The sequence below is a fragment of the Amycolatopsis sp. cg5 genome, from assembly GCF_041346955.1.
Taxonomy (GTDB): domain Bacteria; phylum Actinomycetota; class Actinomycetes; order Mycobacteriales; family Pseudonocardiaceae; genus Amycolatopsis.
This window is the reverse complement of the sequence record NZ_CP166849.1, coordinates 4,034,651-4,052,168: the sequence shown is the minus strand read 5'-3', so window position 1 is coordinate 4,052,168 and position 17,518 is coordinate 4,034,651. Positions and strand designations below refer to the sequence as shown.

Below are 17,518 nucleotides of genomic sequence, written 5' to 3'. Positions count from 1 at the left end.
ATGTCGATCATCGCGAACGTGGGCGCTTACGCCGGACTCGCACTGCTGGCGCTGATGGCGCTGACCCCGGCACTGCTCGAGCTCGACCAGCGCTTCCCCGTGACCCGCCGCGCCAAGGCCGCCCGCAAGACACCCGCGAAGGCACCCGCGCCCGCGGGGCGGCTCGCGTCCGTCTAGCCTCGGGCCTGCCACCATCCGGCGGCGCCAGTAGGCTGTTCGGGTGAAGGTGGCGTCTTCGGCGGTGTGCGTTCCCGCCGGGGCTGGGGCGCGTTCGAGGAGGCAGTGACGGTGGGGCAGCATCACGGATGGCAGGGAAACCAGAACCCGAACCAACCGCAGGGCTATCCGCCACCGCCGCAGAATCAGCCTCCTGGCTATCCCCAGCAAGGCCAGTACCCGCAGTACCACCAGCCCCACCCGGGTTACGACCCGCAGATCGGCTGGCGCCCCGGCCCCAACGACTGGGTCAGCTCCGAGGCTCCGGACCTGCCCAAGTCGAAGAAGAAGCTCTGGCTGTGGCTCGCGCCCGTGCTGGCGCTGGTCGTCGCCGCGGCGGTCGTGGTCCCGATCGTGCTCACCTCCGGCGACTCCCCCGCCCCGACCGGCCAGCCGGGTCCCGCGCCGGCGGCGACGGGTTCCAAGAACTGGCAGGTGCGCCTCGACCGCCCGCAGTACGAGAAGGGCTTCGGGTCGTGGGAGGTCGGTGACACGCTGGTCGTGGCGTATCAGGGCCAGATCACCGCGTTCGCCAAGGGCGACGGCAAGCAGCTCTGGCAGGCGAAGCCGCCCGCCGAGGGCGGCAAGTTCTGCGGGGTCGGCACCAGGCCGGTCAACGACCAGCTGGCCATCGGCTTCGGCAAGGAGCTCAACGACCAGGGTGACGCGAACTGCAAGTTCGCCGCGCTGCTGAACCTCAAGACCGGGCAGTTCGGCTGGCAGCAGCCGATGGAGGTGCCGCAGAGCGTCACCCCGGAGAAGGCACGCACCGGCGCCGCGCTGGAGATCATGGGCGACGTCGTGGTCGTCGCCCAGAACTACGGCACGATCGGCCTCGACCTGGCGACGGGCGCGCAGCGCTGGGCCAAGCCGGTGGTCAAGCCGACCGGCGACGACCAGGGCAACTCCGCGATCGTCAGCATGCTCCCCGCCAAGGACAAGCTGATCGTCTCGATCGCCGGGTTCATCAGCGATCCCGCGATCACCTTCGCCTACCTCGATCCCGCGACCGGCGAGCTGAGCCAGGGCAAGGACTACGGCACCAAGGACGGTGACGACCGGTTCGGCAGTCCCCGGCTGCTCTCGGCGGATCCGCCGGTGGCGCTGATCAACGGCGGCAAGCACGCGGTCTACCTGATCATGGACGAGAAGTTCGAGAAGACCGGCCTGATCGAAGCGGGCAAGCTCGGTGATCCGGACGGCCTGCACGCGGACGGCGCCGGCCTCGAGTTCACGAACAACCATCAGCAGGGCCACCGGTTCCTGCTCAGCGATGGCCTGTTCGTCAGCGTCACGTCGATTCCGCTCAACGGCACCAACAAGCTCGTCGCCTACGACGCCGCGTCCGGCGCGAAGAAGTGGGAGCGGGCGATCCCCGACGGCAGGGCGATCATGCCGCTCGCCGCCGAGGGCGGCTCCGTGGTGGTGCTCATCTCCCCCGCGACGCCCGACGGTGACCAGCGCATCGCCCGGTTCACCCTCGCCGACGGCTCGCCAGGCCCGGTCGCGACCTATCCGGTGCGGACGAAGAGCGGCGGCTCGCCGGTGACCCAGGACTTCCAGTTCTTCTGGCACGACGAGCGTCTGTGGGCCACGCGCGGCCCGTCCAACCAGTTCGACTATGACGTGTTCTCGATCGGGAAATAGCGATGTGGCTTCCCGCCGTGGCCGAGGTGCTCGGCGTCAGCGTGCCCGACGGTGAACCGCCGTTCTCGGCCGTGCACGACTGGCACGCGACCACGATCGGCCCGCTGCTGAGCGAAACGCTCCCCGAAACCGGCGCGCACGAAGCGATGCGCGCGCTGCACGCACGGGCTTCGGCGGGCGAGAAGATCGCCGAAGACGTCTGGCGTGACGCACTGGAGCCCGCGCTGCGGGATCTTTACCGCAACGCCTACCCCACCGAGGAAGTCTTCGCGAAGGCGTCCGAGGCGGCGGGTGCTTTCGCTTTGTCGCGTGGCTATTCCGAAGTGGACGCTCGCAACTACGGCGAGAGCTACGCGGAAATGAACACCGAGGCCAACGTCCGGGTCCACGCGGACGCGAACGCGCTCGCCAACGCGGCCGCCTGCGCGAACGCGTTCGCGCGGGCGAGCCACGAGGCCTACGCCGCGACGTTCCCGTTCGCCTACGTCCAGGCGTGCGTCCTGGTGTCCGCGGACGCCCGCGCCCGGCTGGGCGCGGGCCTCGTCGCGAGCCTCACCCCTTGAGCGGACCGCCGTTGATCGCCACGCGCTTGCCGTAGCGGGTCAGCGGGTAGTAGTCGTAGACCGCGTGGTGCTGCACGCACCGGTTGTCCCAGAACACCAGCGTGTTCGGCGTCCAGCGGACCCGGCAGCTCAGCATCGGCCGGTTGGGCACCATGGCGAACAGCATGTCGAGCAGCGCCCGGCTCTCGTCGGCCGACAGCTGCGGGATGCGCGCGGTGTAGGCGGGGTTGACGTAGAGGATCTTGCGGTCGGTCTCGGGGTGCCGCACGACCAGCGGGTGTTCGCTGACGGGGACCACGTAGTCGGCGGGTGGCTTGCGGCCGCGGAACGCGAGCGCGCCGTCGTGCACCGCGGTGAGGCCGTCGAGCAGGCTCCGCATCGACGGCGAGAGCATGTCGTAGGCCAGGTACATGTTGGCGAACAGGGTGTCGCCGCCGCTGCCCGACTCCGGGATCTGGGTGATGTAGAGCATCGAGCCCAGTGAGGGTTCCGCGTCGGCGGTGCCGTCGGCGTGCCAGCCGTTGCCCGCGACGTTGGCCGCCTCGGCCGTGGTCTTGATCTCCAGCACGTACGGGTCGGCGTCCTTGGGCGGCGGGTTGACCGGGCGCAGCTCGCCGAAGTGCGCGGCGAGGCGTTTCTGGTCTTCGACGGAGATGTCCTGGTCGCGGAAGACCAGCACCTGGTGGTCGAGGAACGCGGTCTTCACCTCGTCGAGCTGCCGCTCGGTGAGTTCCTTCGACAGGTCGACACCGGAGACCTCCGCGCCGATGATCGGCGTGATCGGGGCGATCTCGATGTCGCGGTACTCCCGCGCCGTCCTGGTGGTGATGCGCTGCACGGCATCCAGTTCGTACTGTTCCATGGTTCCTTCCTCGGCTCAGAGCCCTAGGTCCAGCAATTCGGTCAAGACGATCCGGCCCCAGGCCAGGTTGCCGTGGATCTCGTCGTTCGCTTCACACAGCTCGGCGCGCTGGAACCCGGTCTCGTCGGTGATGCGGGCACGCGGGTCGACGACCTCGCCGCCGAGCCCGGTGATCGCCCGGCGGACGGTCTCCTGCGCCGCCAGGAACACGGCCGCGTCGGCCTGCGACGGCACGCGCTGCGGCGGCATGACGGCGCAGACCCGCAGGCCGAGGCCGAGCGCGTGCCGGTGGAACGCCAGCGCGCCACGGACCGTGGCGGTGACGATGGCGTCGAACAGCGGGCTGCCCAGGAAGTCCGGCGGGAAGCCGTCACCGGTCCGATAGAGCCGCCAATTCTCTTTGGTGGCAACGAAATGCGCGGCGAACCCGAAGGTGGTCACCAGCGGGACGCCGACGTCGGCGAGCCCGTTCTTGCCCAGCACGCCGAGGAATCCGCGGTAGTAGCCGTCCGCCTCGGGCTTGTGGAAGACGACATCACGGTCACCCGCTTCGAAAAAGCCGTCGGTGAACTCCCGCGCCGCGCCGATCGGCCCGCCTTGGAAGGCGATCCCGGCCGCTTTCGCCGCCCGGCCGATCGGCCCGGCGTGCGAGTCGCCGAGCAGCAGGAACCTAGCGGGGGCTGTAGTAGTCGAGGACGGCGTCGTCACAGAGGTCACCTCCCGGCAGCGCGGTGGTGGGACGTGAGGTCCTGGCGAACGCGGACATGAAGTGCCGCATGACGAACGCGACGCCGTCGCGGGTCACGGTCCGCAGGTTGTCGTCGTAGAACGCGCCGCGGAACGGCTGGCCGGTGATCAGCTCGTACGACGGGAAGTAGTCGACGTGGTCGTGGTCGGCGGCCAGCTGCCCGGCGACCGCCCGCAGCACGGACTTGCTGTAGGTGTTGGCGACGAGCGCGTGCCCGCCGGTCGCGGTGGCGGTCAGCGGGATCGGCGACACGGTCAGCAGCACCCGGATCCCGGGATTGACCGCACGCACCAGCGCGATGGCCTCCCCCAGCTCGTGCTGGACCTCGACGAACGTGAAGTTGTGGAACCTGTGCAGCTCCGGGTCGAACGGAGTAAAGCCCGCTTTATCCCCCGCGATAAAGCCCGCTTTACTCCCGGGAGTAAAGCCCGCTTTATCCCGGGTTGCGCCGCGCACCGTGCCTGGGCAGACCGGGTAGGTGGTGCCGTCGGCGAGGTTGCGCCAGGACTCGGTGAGGCCGAGCGTGAAGATCAGGCAGCTCGCGCCGGAGACGGCCTGGCGGATCGCGGACAGAGTCGTCGAGCGGGCCGCGAGCATTTCGCCGGGCGAGGCGAAGCCGTCGGGTTCGATCGACGGACGGTACGGGTCGAAGAAGCGGCCGTCGTCCTCCCAGACCTCGGCCGGCGCCTGCTCACCGAACGCCCACGAAAGCCACTGCCGGAGCACCGCGGCGGTGTAGATGTTGCCGGTACGGAAGGAGAACTCGCCGTAGTGGCGGGCCTGGCGCTGATCGCGGGTCAGGCCGGGCGGCGCGGGTTCGGCGTCGTGGAAGTTCATGCCGTTGTCGATCAGCGCCCTGCCGAGTTCCGCGGCGAAACAGGAGCCGGCGGTGAGCACCGGGTCGTCCTGGCCGATGGCGAACTTCGGCGTCCACAGCTCGCCGATCTCCTCGACGGCCGGTTCGGCGACCGCCGGGCGCCAGAACGAGCGCGCCGTCAGCTGCTGATACGGGTTCACCGTGCTTCTCCGATCGTCGCGTTGATGACCGCCGCGATGGCGTGGACGTGCGGCGTGCGCACGATGCCGTAGTGGGTCGTGTCGAGCCGGTACCAGTCGGTCGCCTCGGTCAGATGCGGCGACCAGCGCGCCTCCTGCCCGGCTACCGAAGGCAGTTCCGGCACGGGCCGCTCGGCGAGCCACAGGCTGCTCGCGGTCGCGGCCAGCTTCGGCAGCTCGTAGCCGGCCATGCTGCGCAGGTTCGCCCGGCAGCAGCGGGCGAGCCGCTCGGCGTAGGCCTTGGTGCTGTCGCCGGCGGCGCCGAGTTCGTGCGCGAAGACCGCTTCGAGCTGGGACTCGTCGTAGCGGCCGAAGTCCGCGCCCGGCGGTGGCGGGTCGAGCAGGTGCAGTGCGCGCACGGGCCGTCCGGCCGTTTCGGCTTCGGCCGCCATCCCGGTCGCGACCCACGCGCCGAACGACCAGCCGGCGAGCTGGCAGTCACGGTCGGGGAAACGCGCGTGCAGCGCCGCGTGGTAGCGGCGTGCGCGGTCGGCGAGCGTCCACGTCGACGCCGTCGGCTGCCGCAGACCGGGGTCGGCGATGAGGCACACGGTCAGCCTCGGGTCGATGGCCGAGACGAGCGCACGGTAGGCCTGGATGTCGCCGCCGACCGGGTGCACCAGGCACAGGACCTCGCGGCCGGTGCCTTCCTGCCAGACCTCCAGCGTGACGTCGTGCGCGCCGGCCTCGCCCTCGGCCAGCCGCGCGAGCACCTCGGTCAGGCTGACCTGGTGGCTGAACCTGGCCAGGTCGAGGTCGACGCCGGAGAGCCGTTTGACCGTGTCGATCAGGTCGAGCATGGTCAGCGAGTCGGCGCCGAGGTCGTAGAGCGGCGCGTCGGGATCGAGTTCGTCGACGCCCAGCGCCTCGCACAGCTCCGCGCTGAGCGCTTCGGCGGTGGTGTCGGCGGCTTTCGTGGTCGTGGGGGCGTAGAACGCGCGGGCCTCCTCGAGCGGCGTGGTCGACACCAGCAGCTGCGGCAGGCCCAGCCCGAGCGCACGCGCGAACAGCCGTTTTCCTTCCGCCACGGTCATTCCGACCGCGAGATGGGCTTGGTGGCGCGCGTCGGCACGCAGCGCTTGAACCGCCATGCCGGTCTCGTTCCAGATGTCCCAGTCGATGGCGATCCGCGTGGTGTTCTCGCTGTCCTGCTGGGCGAACGCGTCGAGCAAGCCGTTCGCTGCGGCGTAGTCGAGCTGTCCCGGACCACCGAAATGCGCCGACATCGACGAGCAGTAGACGGCGAGCGCCGGTCGATACCGCGCGATCAACTGCTCGACGACCAGCGCGCCCCGCAGTTTCGCGGTGTGCGCGGCGGTGGTGTCCCGCGTGGCGATCGGACTGCCCGCGCCGACTCCGACCGCGTGGATCACGCTGTCGAGCCGGTCACCGAGGTGCTGCTCGAGTTGGACGGCCTCGGTCAAGTCCGCCTTGATCAGCTCGACTCGATCGGCCCATGGCCGCAACGTTTTCGGCAGGTCAGGGCGCCGCGCGACCAGCAGCACCCGGCCCCGCGTGGACTCCAGCAGCCATTCCGCGATCGCGGTGCCGATCCCGCCCGTCCCGCCGAGAATCAGGTGCACACCGTCGCCGACGACCGGCGCGGCGTCCATTGTGGACACCGGCGAGGTCGACCGCTCCCACCAGAAGCCTCGTCGCAGCGCCACCTGGCTCGGCGGCGTCGGCCCGGTGAGCAGGTCCGCCAGCGCGCTCAGGTCGGTGCCCGGCAGGTCGACCCAATGTCCCGGCACGCCCGTTTCCTGCGGCCCGACCGTGCTGATTCCGGCCAGCAGTCCCGCTTCCGGCCGTTCGACGGCACCGTCGACCGGGCGCGCCCGCGACGACAGCCACCAGGTCCGCAGGTTCTTCACGCCCGCTCGCAGCAGCGCCGCGGGAGTGTCGAGACACGCCCACCGCGCGCGGTCCAGGCCGTCGGCACCCAGCGGGAGCGTGTGTACCCAGTCGATCCCGTCATGCTCGCCAAGTGCCGCGAACAGCAGTTTGAGCGACGCGGTGTCGGCAGGGTCGACCTCGAAACGGTCAGTTCCCAGCCGCGCGAACGACCCGGCCGGGGTCACCTGCACGACCCGCTCGTGCGGGAAGGCCGACGTGTCGAGCGGGCTATCGGTCATCAGCACCAGCAGCCGGTCACTGTGCGCGGCACCGGTGGTGGCCCGCCTCAGGCGAACCCACTGAGGTTGGTGCAGCCATTCGGCCTCCGGCAGCCGTCGCGGCTCGACTGTCCCTTGTAGCCGGTCGAAGTCGTAGTCGGCCAGGTCGAAGGCGGGCGGCGGGAAGTCCCACGGCGCCTGCGCCGGAGCCGACGGTGTGTCGACCGGGTCCACCTCGATCGCTTCGGCCGTACGCAGCCAAACCACTGCGGCGGCCGCGTCGGCGCAGGTCGCGGCCATCCGCCACCGGCGCGCGGGCCGACCGTCCCGCAGATGCCGAACCACCTGCGGATAGGTCTCGGGGTGAGCGGCCAGGTAATCGGCGACGGCGGTGGCGTCCGCCCGCAGCGCGTCCGCGCTGCTGCTCGAAAGCACCAGCTCGGACACTGTTTCTTCGGTCAGCGTGGCCGTTTCGCCCGCTTCCACCACGACGTGCGCGTTGGTGCCGCCGATCCCGAAACTGCTCACCGCCGCGACCCTGTCACCCTCGGGCCACGGCCGCGCCTCGGCGGGCACGTAGAACGGTTCGAGGTCGGCCGCCAGCTCAGGATTGGGCGCACGGAAGCCAAGACTGGGCGGGATGAGTCCATGATGGACGGACAAGGTCGCCCTGATCAGCCCGACCACTCCGGCCGCGGCACCGAGATGCCCGATCTGGCTTTTCACCGACGACAACGCGATCCGGCCCGGCTCGGTCACCTCCAGTGCCTGGCGCAGCGCGCCGACCTCGACCGGGTCACCGAGCCGCGTGGCGGTCCCGTGCGCCTCGACGTACCCGATCTCGGCGCCGGACCGGCCGCTGCGGCGCAGCGCCGTCCGGATCACCTCGCGCTGCCCGGCCACTGACGGCGTGCTGTACCCGAGCTTGGCCGAGCCGTCGTTGTTGAGCGCGGAGCCGGTGATGACCGAGTAGACCGTGTCGCCGTCTTCGCGGGCCAGCCGCAGCGGCTTGAGCACGACGACCCCGACGCCGCTCGCGCCGATGGTGCCGCTCGAATCGTCGCTGAACGGACGGCAGCGCCCGTCTTCGGAGAAGATGTGCTGCGGCCGGTAGCGGTAGCCGCCGGTCAGGCCCGGATCGACGAGCACTCCCCCGGCGAGCATCACCTCGGCGTCGCCTTGCCGCAGCAACCCGGCCGCGACGTGCACGGCGACCAGCGAAGTCCCGCACGCGGCCTGCGTGGTGAACGCCGGGCCGGTCAGCCCGAGGTGATAGGCCGCCTTGGTGGCCAGGAAGTCCTTGTCGTGGTGCTGCGCGAGCTGGAAGACGTCCGGCAGCCGCGCCGGGTCGGCCTCGCGCAGCATCGACTGGAAGTAGGTGTTCTCGCCGCAGCCCGCGATCAGCCCGACGCGTCGCGCGGAGGAGTCGGTGATGCCCGCGTGCGCCAGTGCCTGGACACAGCTCATCAGCAGATGCCGTTGCTGCGGATCCATCAGCGCGGCGTCACGCGCGCTGATCCCGAAATGCGCGGGGTCGAACGCGAGCAGGCCGTCCATCTGACTGCGCGCGCCGATGAGGCCGTCCTCGGCGTCGAAATGCTCGATCCCGGTGCCCGCCGTGCGCACCATTTCCCAGAAGGCGGCCAGGTCCGGGGCGCCGGGCAGGCGGACGGCCATGCCGATGACGGCGATCGGCTCGTCCGCCATGACCGCGCCGTCGTGCCCGGTTTCGGTGGTGTGCCCGCCGAGGAAACGGGCCAGGTCGCGGATGGTCACGTGCTCGAACAGGTCGGCGACGGTGAACTCGAAGTCCGGTTCCGCCGTGCAGCGCAAGTGAAAACGCATCAGCCCGAGGCTGGACGCGCCCGCGTCGAAGAACGTCTCGTCCCAGCCGATCGGCACCCCGGCCGCCGCCTCGAACAGCTCGGCCAGCCGGGTTTCGACCGCCGACCGTGTCTTCGCCGCCGAGACCCGGCCCAGTTCTTCGGCGGGTGCTTGGAGCGCGGCCGCCCGGTCGAGCTTGCCGCTGGGAGTGCGGGGCAACGCGGTCAGCAGGCGGAAGCGGTCGATCCGGACGTAGGCGGGAAGTAATGAGGCCAGGTGAGCGGTCAAGGACTCAGCCGACGGCGCTTCACCCCGGCATTGCAGGCACGCCACCAAAGCATCGCCGTCACGCACCACGACGGCGTTGACGATCTCGGCGTGCCGCAGCAGCGCCGCCTCGACCTGTCCCAGCTCCAGGCGATAGCCGCTCAGCTTGATCTGCTGATCGTCACGGCCCGCGAAGTGCAACAGTCCACTGTGGTCGAAGTACGCGCGGTCACCCGTGCGATAGAACAGCTCGGGCGACTCGACGAACCGGTCCGTGTCCTCGCCGAGGTAACACCGGTTCGCCATGAGGCCGCCGATCAGCAGGTCCCCCTCGCAGCCGGGCGGCACGCTCTCGCCCGCCTCGTCCACCACCCGCAGCACCGCGTTCGCGACCGGCCGCCCGATCGCGGGCCGCTCCGGCCACGAAGCCGGGTCGCCGTCGAGGCACAGCGCGCTCACCACGTGCGTCTCGGTCGGGCCGTAGTGGTTGAACAGCCGCACACCCGGCATGCCCGCGAACCATCGGTGGATGGCGTCGGTGCAGACGAGCTGCTCGCCCGCGGTGATCACCTCGCGCAGCCGAGCCGGGTACCGTCCGAGCTGCACGCCGTGCTCGGCGAGCAGCTGCAAAGCCACGTACGGCAGGAAAATCCGCTCCGCCGATTCGAGCCGGTCGAGCAGCGCCGGGATGTCGTGCCGCCATTCGGGGCGGATCAGCTGCAGGCAGCCGCCACCGCAGAGCGTTCCGAAGATCTCCTGGAACGACACGTCGAACGACAGCATCGAGAACTGCTGAGTGCGTGCCGGATCGGCGAGCCCGCCGGATTTCCCTTGCCACTGCAGCAGATTGCCCAGCGTCCGGTCCGGAACCTGAACGCCCTTCGGCGTGCCGGTGCTGCCCGAGGTGAACAAGGTGTAGAGCGGGCGCTTCCCGCTGTGCGCCGACTGGACCGGCGCGCCTGCGGACATCGTGACCGGGTGCAGCGCGATCTCGCCGGGGTGGACCGCGCGGAACGCCGCTTCACCACCCGGCGCGAGCAGCACGCAGAGCGGCGCGACCTGCTCGACGATCTGGCGCAGCAGCGCGGGCGGGTAGGACGGGTCGAGCGGCACGGCCGTCAGGTTGAGCTTGGCCAGCGCCAGCAACGCGACCACGTGCTCGGCCGACGGCTCGAAGAACAACGCGACATGGCACGGCTCGTCGTCCGGCACATCGTAACGTTCGCGCAGGTCAGCGGCGAGCGCGGACGCGGCGGCGTCCAGCTCGGCATAGCTGAGCGAGCCGTCGTCGCCCTGCACCGCGGGCGCGTCCGGCGTCAGCGCGACCTGACGCGCGAAGCCTTCGGCGATCGTCGGGTAGGTCAGCGGCGTCGACTCGCCACGGCCGTGCTCGGGCAGGCCACGGCGGTAGGCCGACGCCAGCTCGGCCGGGGTCGACGGCCCGCTCGCCAGCTGATCCAGCGCCTGCCCGAACAGCTCGGCCATCGCGGCGACCTGGTCGGCGGTGAAGTCGTCGTCCGCGTATTCCCACAGGCAGTCGAACCCATCGGCCTGCTCCAGCACCGACATCGTCAACGGGCACTTGGCCTCGGCGGGCGCTTCCCACAGCGGCCGGATCGTGGTGCCCGGCAGTTTCAGCGCCTCGAAGTCGGTGTTCTCCAGCACGAACAGGAAGTCGAACGGCTGCCCGTCGACCACGTCCGCGAGCGCGACATCCTGCCGGTCGAGCACCTGCTGCGTGGATTCGCCGAGCCTGCGCAGCTGGCCGCGCAGCTCGTCACGCGGCGCGACGGCGACCGGCAGCACGACGGTGTTGGCGAACATGCCGACCGTGCCTTCGAACTCCTGGACCGGCCGGTTCGCGACCGGGCTGGCGATCCGCGGCCCGGTCCGCCCGGTGACGGCGTACAGGCTCCAGGCGAACACCCCCAGCAGCAGCTGAAACCGGGTCAACCCCAGCTCGGCGCACAGCCGGTCGACCTTCGCGCGGCGCGTGAGGTCGAGCGACCGTCGCAGTAACCCGGCCGATGAGGAGGCGCGCGGCGGTCGCGTCGACTTGTCGAACTCCGCGTAGTGAGCACGCAGTTCGTCGCGCTGCGCGAGATAAGCGGGCTGTTTGAACCACGCTTCTTGCCACACCGCGTGATCCAGCGTCGTGAACTCGGGCGTGCCGGCGTCACCGGCCGAGAGGTCACGCAACAGGATGCTGATCGACCAGCCGTCGACGGCGATGTGGTGCGTCCGCAGCCGCAGCACACCCCCGTTTTCGTCGGCTTCCCAGCACGCCTCGAACAACCGGGGCTTCGCCAGGTCGAAGACGGTCGCGAAGAACCCGGGTTCCGGCGCGATCCACGGGTCGTACGGCTCGCCGACCACCTGAAACAGGCCGTCGGGTGTGGCCTCGAACCCGGTCCGCAGCGCCGGATGGTTCACCACCAGCCTGCGCAGTGACCGCCTCAGCTTGACGACGTCCACCTCGCCGTCGACCCGGAAGGCGAACCCGACGTTGTAGGCACGCGACTCCGGCGACCGCTGCTGCAGCAACCACAACCGCTGCTGCTCACTCGTCGCGGGGCCCGTGGTCGCGTCCGTGTGCACCGGCTTCGGGTGGCCCGACGCGCCCGCCCGCTTGATCGCGTCGGCCAGCTCGGCGAAATCCCCTTGCAGCACAACGGATTGCGTGAGCTCACAACCCCAGCGCTGCCGGACGGCGAACCGGAACCGCAGCGCCTTGAGCGAGTCGCCACCGCACGCGATCCAGCGATCGTCCAACCGCGCCTCGACGCCGAGCACGGCGTCCACCAGGTCCAGCACCTCGCGCTGCCAAGCCGTCGCGGGAACGGAACTCTCGCTCGGCCGCCATGGCTCGCTCCCGGCCAGCGCGGCCTGATCGACCTTGCCGTTGGCGTTGAGCGGCAACGCGTCGACCCGGTACACGTGATGCGGGCGCATGTAGCTCGGCAGCGACTCGACGAGATGCCGGTCGAACTCGTCGAACGACAACTCCCCCGCCACGACATACGCGAGCAGCTCGTTCGGCCCGTGCTCGAAAGCGCGCCGGGTGCACACGAACGCCTGCCGCACCGCGGGATGCAGCAGGATCTGCCGCTCCAGCTCACCGGGCTCGATCCGGAACCCGCGCACCTTCACCTGCCGGTCCACCCGGCCGACGTACTCGACCCGCCCCTCGGCATCGGCACGCACCAGGTCACCCGTGCGGTAGTAGCGAGCGCCGTCGTGCCACGGCAGCCGGACGAACCGGCGCGCGGTCTCCTCCGGCAGATTCCGGTACCCGGCAGCCAGCCCCGCCCCGGACAGATACAACTCGGCCAGCTCACCCGGCTCGGCCAGCCGCTCGGCGCCGGGCACCACGAGCGCCGCGCCGGTCTTCGCCAGCGGCCGCCCGATCGGGACGGGATCACCGTCGAAGTCACGCGGAATGCGATGGCACAGCGCGAAAGTCGTCGTCTCGGTCGGGCCGTAGACGTTGTGCAGCCAGGTACCGGCGGCCGGGTTGTCCCGATACCAGCGGCGCATCAGCGGCGCGTTGAGCTGCTCACCGCCGACCAGCACCTGCCCGGCCGAGGCGAAACAGTCCGGCACGGCGTCGACCACGGCGTTGAACAACGCGGTGGTGATGAAGATCGTGTCGACGCGCTCGGCCACCAGCGCGGCCGCCAGCTCATGCGGGGTCTGGACGGTCTCGTCGCCGAGGATCACGCAGCAGCCGCCGGTCAGCAGCGGCACCCAGACCTCGAAGCTCAGCGCGTCGAACGCCGGGTTCGACAGGCACGCGTACCGCATGCCCGCCTCGATCCGGAGGTACCCGGGCTCGGCCAGCCGCAGGATGCCCGCGTCCGGCACCTCGACGCCCTTGGGCAAACCTGTCGTACCCGAGGTGTAGAACAGAAAGGACGCGGCGACCGGGATCGCGGGCTCGCCGGGCCGGGCGGGCGGTGTGCCGAAGAGGTCGGTCACCGCCAGCGAGCGCACGCCCTCGGGCAGGTCTGCCATGCCACTGTGGACCAGCGCCACGCTGTCGGAGTCGGTGAGGATGTGCGCGCGCCGGTCCGCCGGGCTCAGCCGGTCGAGCGGCACGACCTTCCCGCCGAGCCGCAGGATGCCCAGCATCACGCAGACCAGTTCCCACGAGCGCGCGAGCCCGACGGCCACCGCGTCACCAGGGCGAACGCCCTCGCGCGCCAAGGCTTCCGCGACAGCCGCGCCCCCAGCGTCGAGCGTGGCGTAGTCGAAGGTCCGGTCGCCGTCCTCGAGCGCGATGGCGCGCGGCGTGCGTAGTGCCTGCGCGTGCACCTCGGCGGCCAAGCCGGTTCCGGTTCTCATCGGGCCTCCCGCAGCCAAGCCAGTTCGGCCTCGATCACTTCGGTCACCCTCGGCAACCCCGCGCTTTCCAACATCTCCCAGTGCCCGCAGCCCACCGGCTCGACCCGCAGGCCGTCGCCGGCCCGGTCACGCCAGAACGCCGCGGCGCCGCTGTCGTCGTCCGCCTGCATGAACACCACGCGCGCCGTCGACTTCTCGGGCCGGTAGTCCCGCGCGGTCATCCGGTTGTGGTTGTAGATGCGGAAGTACCGGTCGACCTGGTCGTCGTCGATACCCGGGTACATCCCGTTGAAGCGCACCAGTTTCTCGCGGAACTCGGCCGCGTCCACCGGCTCGACCACCGCGCCGTCGGCCGCCCGGCTGTCCAGCAGGACAACGCTTACTCGCGCGTGCCCGCGCCGCGCGAGCAGCCTGCCCATCTCGTACGCGACCAGGCCGCCGTACGAAAGTCCACAAAGGACCACGTCGTCTTGGGGACCGATCGCGTCGAGGTACGCCTCGGCCATCTCCTCGACGGTCGGAACCGGGGTCTCCCCCGCGTTGAGCCCAGGCGACTGCAGCCCGACCACCCCGGCCGACTCCGGCAGCGCAGCACTCAGTGGCAGATAACAGAAAGCGGTACCGCCCGCGGGATGAACGCAGACCACGCGCTGCCGTCCATCGCCCTCACGGAACACGATCGGGCCACCGGTGGCAGGCCCGGCACCGGCCCGCAGGCGCGCACCGAGTGCTTCGATCGTCGGGTACCGCATGATGTCCTGGATCGGCAGCTCGGTCCCGAACTCCTCGCGCACGGCGTGCGCGACCTTGATGGCCGAGATCGACGTGCCGCCGACGTCGAAGAAGTTGTCCGTGATACCGATGCCGGGGTGGATCAGCAGCCGCTGCCAGATGCGGTGCAGCGCCATCTCGACGTGGTCGCGCGGGCTGGCCGTGTTGACCTTGCCCGGCGCGGTCGCCCCGATCTGCCCGAGCAGCGCTGCGCGATCCAGTTTCCCGTTGCGGTTCAACGGAAGCCGGTCGAGTTCGGCCACGACGGCCGGGATCATGTAGTCCGGCAGCCGCTTGGCCAGCAGCGTCCGCCAGTCGTGCCCCAGCCGCGGCGCGACGCCCGCCGCCAGCCGAGGCTCGCCCGCCGGGTCGCTGTCCAGCAGCACCGCGGCCTCGACGACGCCGGGCAGCGCCCGTAGCGCCGCCTCCACCTCGCCGGGTTCGATCCGGAAACCACGCAGCTTGATCTGGTCGTCGCCGCGGCCCGCGTACTGCGCGTTGCCGTCAGGCAGCCACCGGGCCAGGTCACCGGTGCGGTACATCCGCTCACCCGGCACGAACGGGTCGGCCACGAACCGCTCGGCGGTCAGGTCCGGCCGGTTCAGATACCCACGGGCCAGGCTCGCGCCCGCGAGATAGACCTCGCCCGCCACACCGGGCGGCACCGGCTCCAGCCGGGCGTCGAGCAGGTAGAGCCGGGTACCCGGCAGCGGCCTGCCGCTCGGGCACGGCCGGTCACGCGGGCCAGGGTCCACATAGGACGTCGCGTACAGCGTGGCTTCGGTCGGCCCGTACCCGAAGCAGATCCGCAAGCCCGGAAGTGCTTGCCGCATCCGGTGAAGCGCTTCCTCGGGCAGCGACTCGACACCCGTCAGCACCTGCCGCAGCGAGAGCCCGGCCAGCCGCCCCGGGTCCTCGTCGATCCACTTCACGTACGCGGGCGGCAGAAACGCTTGCACGACAGCGTGTTCACGCATCCAGTCGAGCAGGATCAGCGGATCACCACGCACCTCGTCGGGAACGACGTGCAGCACGGCGCCGGTCGTGAGCGGCAGGAGCAGCTCGTGCACCGAGGCGTCGAAGCCGATGCTCGACCAGGCCGACGTCGCCTCACCCGGCGTCGCGCCGAACTCGGCGAGCCACTGGTCGAACAGGTTCAGCACGCTGCCGTGCGTCACCCCCACGCCCTTCGGCCTGCCGGTCGACCCCGACGTGTAGATGACGTACGCCAGGTCGGCCCGCGCGCTGCCGATCCCGGGGCTGTCGAACCGATCGGCCGCGAACTCGGGCAGCTTCTCGGCGGTGAGCACGAGCGCGGCATCGGCCACCATCGTCGCCAGCCGCTCATCGGGCTGAGCCGGATCGAGCGGCAGATACGCGGCACCCGCCTTGAGGATGCCCAGCATCCCGACGACTAGTTCCATCGACCGCCCCGCGTACAGGCCGACCACGTGATCGGCTTGCACACCGCGATCGATCAAGCCGTGCGCGAGCGCGTTGGCCCGGCGATCCAGCTCGGCGTAGGTCAGCCGTTCGCCGCCGCAGACCAGCGCGGGTTCCCCGGGCCGGGCCAGCACTTGGGCGTCGAACCGGTCGACAAGTCCACCGGGATTCACCACAGCGGGCGCACCGGCGCTCCAGCCGGTCAGCAACGCCCGCCGCTCGGCCGCGTCCATCAACTCGAACTCGGCCACGTCCCGCTCGGGCCGGGCGGCCAGCTGCTCGATCACGTGCACGAGGTAGCGGCCGTACCGCTCGACCGTCTCCCGGTCGAACAACGCGGTCGCGAATTCGAGGTGCCCGACGACCCGGTTATCCTCCTCGGCCAGCCGCAACGCCAGGTCGAACTTGGCGGGCACACCGTCGAGTTCGATCGGCTCGGCCTCGATACCGGGCAGTTCGAGCAGACCACGCGTCGAGCGCACCCACGCGACCATGGTCTGGAAAAGCGGAGTGTGCGCCGGACTGCGCGGCGGATTGGTCACCTCGACAACCCGCTCGAACGGCAAGTCGACCCGCGCCAAGCCGTCCCGCAGCACGGTGGTGACCCGCTTCACCAGCTCGGCCCCGCTCGGCGAGCCGGACAGATCGAGCCGCAACGCCAGCGTGTTGACGAAGAAGCCGACCAACCCGGCCACGTCACCCCGGCGCCGATTCGCCGCAGGCACGCCGACAACGATGTCATCGTCTGTTGTCACCCGGCTGAGCAGCACGAACCAGCAGGTCAGCACCGTGGAGTACAACGTCGCGTCATGCTCGGCCGCGAGCGTCCTGAGCTTGGAGACGAGGTCTTCACCCAGCACCATGGACACCCGGTCGCCGCGATAATCCTGCTCGGCAGGCCGCGGCCGGTCCGCCGGGATTTCCAGCAACGGCGGCGCGCCCGCCAGCTGTTCGGCCCAGTAAGCGGCCTGCGCGTCCGGCTCGTCCCCGGCCATCCACTCGCGCTGCCAGTGGGCATAGTCGGCGTACTGCCAGGTCAGCGGCGGCAGCTCGGCGCCGGCGTAAAGCTCACCGAGTTCGCGCAGCATGAGCACCTTGGACCAGCCGTCGTAGACGATGTGGTGCACCACGATCAGCAATTCATGATCATCCGCGCTCAGCTCGACCAAGCGTCCCCGCACCAGCGGACCCCGACTCAGGTCGAACGGCTCCTGCCAGCCCAGGTTTCCGAGGGCGAACCCGACGTCCGGCGCGTCGATCACCTGCCGCGCTTCGCCGTCCTCGTCGACGATCCGGGTCCGCAACGACTCGTGCCGCGCGACCAGCGCGTCAAGCGCGCTAGCCAGCCGAGCCCGGTCCAGCGGGCCACGCAGGCGGAACGCCATGGCCTCGTTGTACGCGGCGCCCGCGCCGGTGGTCTGCGCCAGAACCCACAGCCGTTCCTGCGCGAACGAGAGGGGTACGTGTGTTTCCGACAAGACGGCCCTTTCCGGGAAAGACGCCCGCGAACGGCCGTGACCTGCGGCAATCGGTTACCCGATACGCCGGTTTCGCACTGGTTTGAGTTCTCATGTCTACCTGATCGCGCGACCATACGCGTTATGACGTGAATTACACGCTAGCTCCGGAGCACCTCATCGGCGTCCTCGACCCTTGACTGAATATT

General features: G+C 70.4%; 8 protein-coding genes. 3 read left to right on the top strand and 5 right to left on the bottom strand.

Annotated features, from left to right (window positions below; all coding sequences use genetic code 11):
* The 3 genes from AB5J62_RS18300 to AB5J62_RS18290 all read left to right on the top strand — a co-directional run bounded on the left by AB5J62_RS18300 (position 1) and on the right by AB5J62_RS18290 (position 2,426).
* Positions 1 to 177 (top strand): hypothetical protein, encoded by a 177-nt coding sequence (locus AB5J62_RS18300; RefSeq protein WP_370949427.1) that lies wholly within the window; start codon positions 1 to 3, stop codon positions 175 to 177.
* A gap of 111 nt (positions 178 to 288) precedes the next feature.
* Positions 289 to 1,863: a PQQ-binding-like beta-propeller repeat protein gene (locus AB5J62_RS18295; protein ID WP_370949426.1), complete on the top strand. Its 1,575-nt coding sequence runs from the start codon at positions 289 to 291 to the stop codon at positions 1,861 to 1,863.
* Positions 1,864 to 1,865: 2 nt separating this feature from the next.
* Positions 1,866 to 2,426 (top strand): hypothetical protein, encoded by a 561-nt coding sequence (locus AB5J62_RS18290; protein WP_370949425.1) that lies wholly within the window; start codon positions 1,866 to 1,868, stop codon positions 2,424 to 2,426.
* On the opposite strand, the gene AB5J62_RS18285 is transcribed toward AB5J62_RS18290, so the two are convergent.
* From AB5J62_RS18285 to AB5J62_RS18265, 5 genes are read right to left on the bottom strand one after another with little or no spacing between them, the layout of a single operon-like run.
* Complete coding sequence (locus tag AB5J62_RS18285) at positions 2,416 to 3,288, bottom strand: TauD/TfdA dioxygenase family protein (protein ID WP_370949424.1); 873 nt, start codon at positions 3,286 to 3,288, stop codon at positions 2,416 to 2,418. The two genes, AB5J62_RS18290 and AB5J62_RS18285, sit on opposite strands and share 11 nt — an antisense overlap.
* A 15-nt stretch (positions 3,289 to 3,303) precedes the next feature.
* Positions 3,304 to 3,996, bottom strand: a complete 693-nt coding sequence (locus AB5J62_RS18280) for a hypothetical protein (RefSeq protein ID WP_370949423.1) — start codon at positions 3,994 to 3,996, stop codon at positions 3,304 to 3,306.
* Positions 3,959 to 5,053 (bottom strand): GSCFA domain-containing protein, encoded by a 1,095-nt coding sequence (locus AB5J62_RS18275; RefSeq protein WP_370949422.1) that lies wholly within the window; start codon positions 5,051 to 5,053, stop codon positions 3,959 to 3,961. The genes AB5J62_RS18280 and AB5J62_RS18275 overlap by 38 nt, the downstream gene beginning before the upstream one ends.
* Positions 5,050 to 13,638: an AMP-binding protein gene (locus AB5J62_RS18270; RefSeq protein WP_370949421.1), complete on the bottom strand. Its 8,589-nt coding sequence runs from the start codon at positions 13,636 to 13,638 to the stop codon at positions 5,050 to 5,052. The genes AB5J62_RS18275 and AB5J62_RS18270 overlap by 4 nt, the downstream gene beginning before the upstream one ends.
* Complete coding sequence (locus tag AB5J62_RS18265) at positions 13,635 to 17,330, bottom strand: amino acid adenylation domain-containing protein (RefSeq protein ID WP_370949420.1); 3,696 nt, start codon at positions 17,328 to 17,330, stop codon at positions 13,635 to 13,637. The genes AB5J62_RS18270 and AB5J62_RS18265 overlap by 4 nt, the downstream gene beginning before the upstream one ends.
* Between the last annotated feature and the right edge of the window lie 188 nt (positions 17,331 to 17,518).

What these genes read in the sequence shown, in the direction of transcription:
- AB5J62_RS18290 (WP_370949425.1), top strand. Translation starts at nt 1,866, where the DNA reads ATGTGGCTTCCCGCCGTGGCCGAGGTGCTCGGCGTCAGCGTGCCCGAC.
- AB5J62_RS18285 (WP_370949424.1), bottom strand. Translation starts at nt 3,288, where the DNA reads ATGGAACAGTACGAACTGGATGCCGTGCAGCGCATCACCACCAGGACG.
- AB5J62_RS18300 (WP_370949427.1), top strand. Translation starts at nt 1, where the DNA reads ATGTCGATCATCGCGAACGTGGGCGCTTACGCCGGACTCGCACTGCTG.
- AB5J62_RS18270 (WP_370949421.1), bottom strand. Translation starts at nt 13,638, where the DNA reads ATGAGAACCGGAACCGGCTTGGCCGCCGAGGTGCACGCGCAGGCACTA.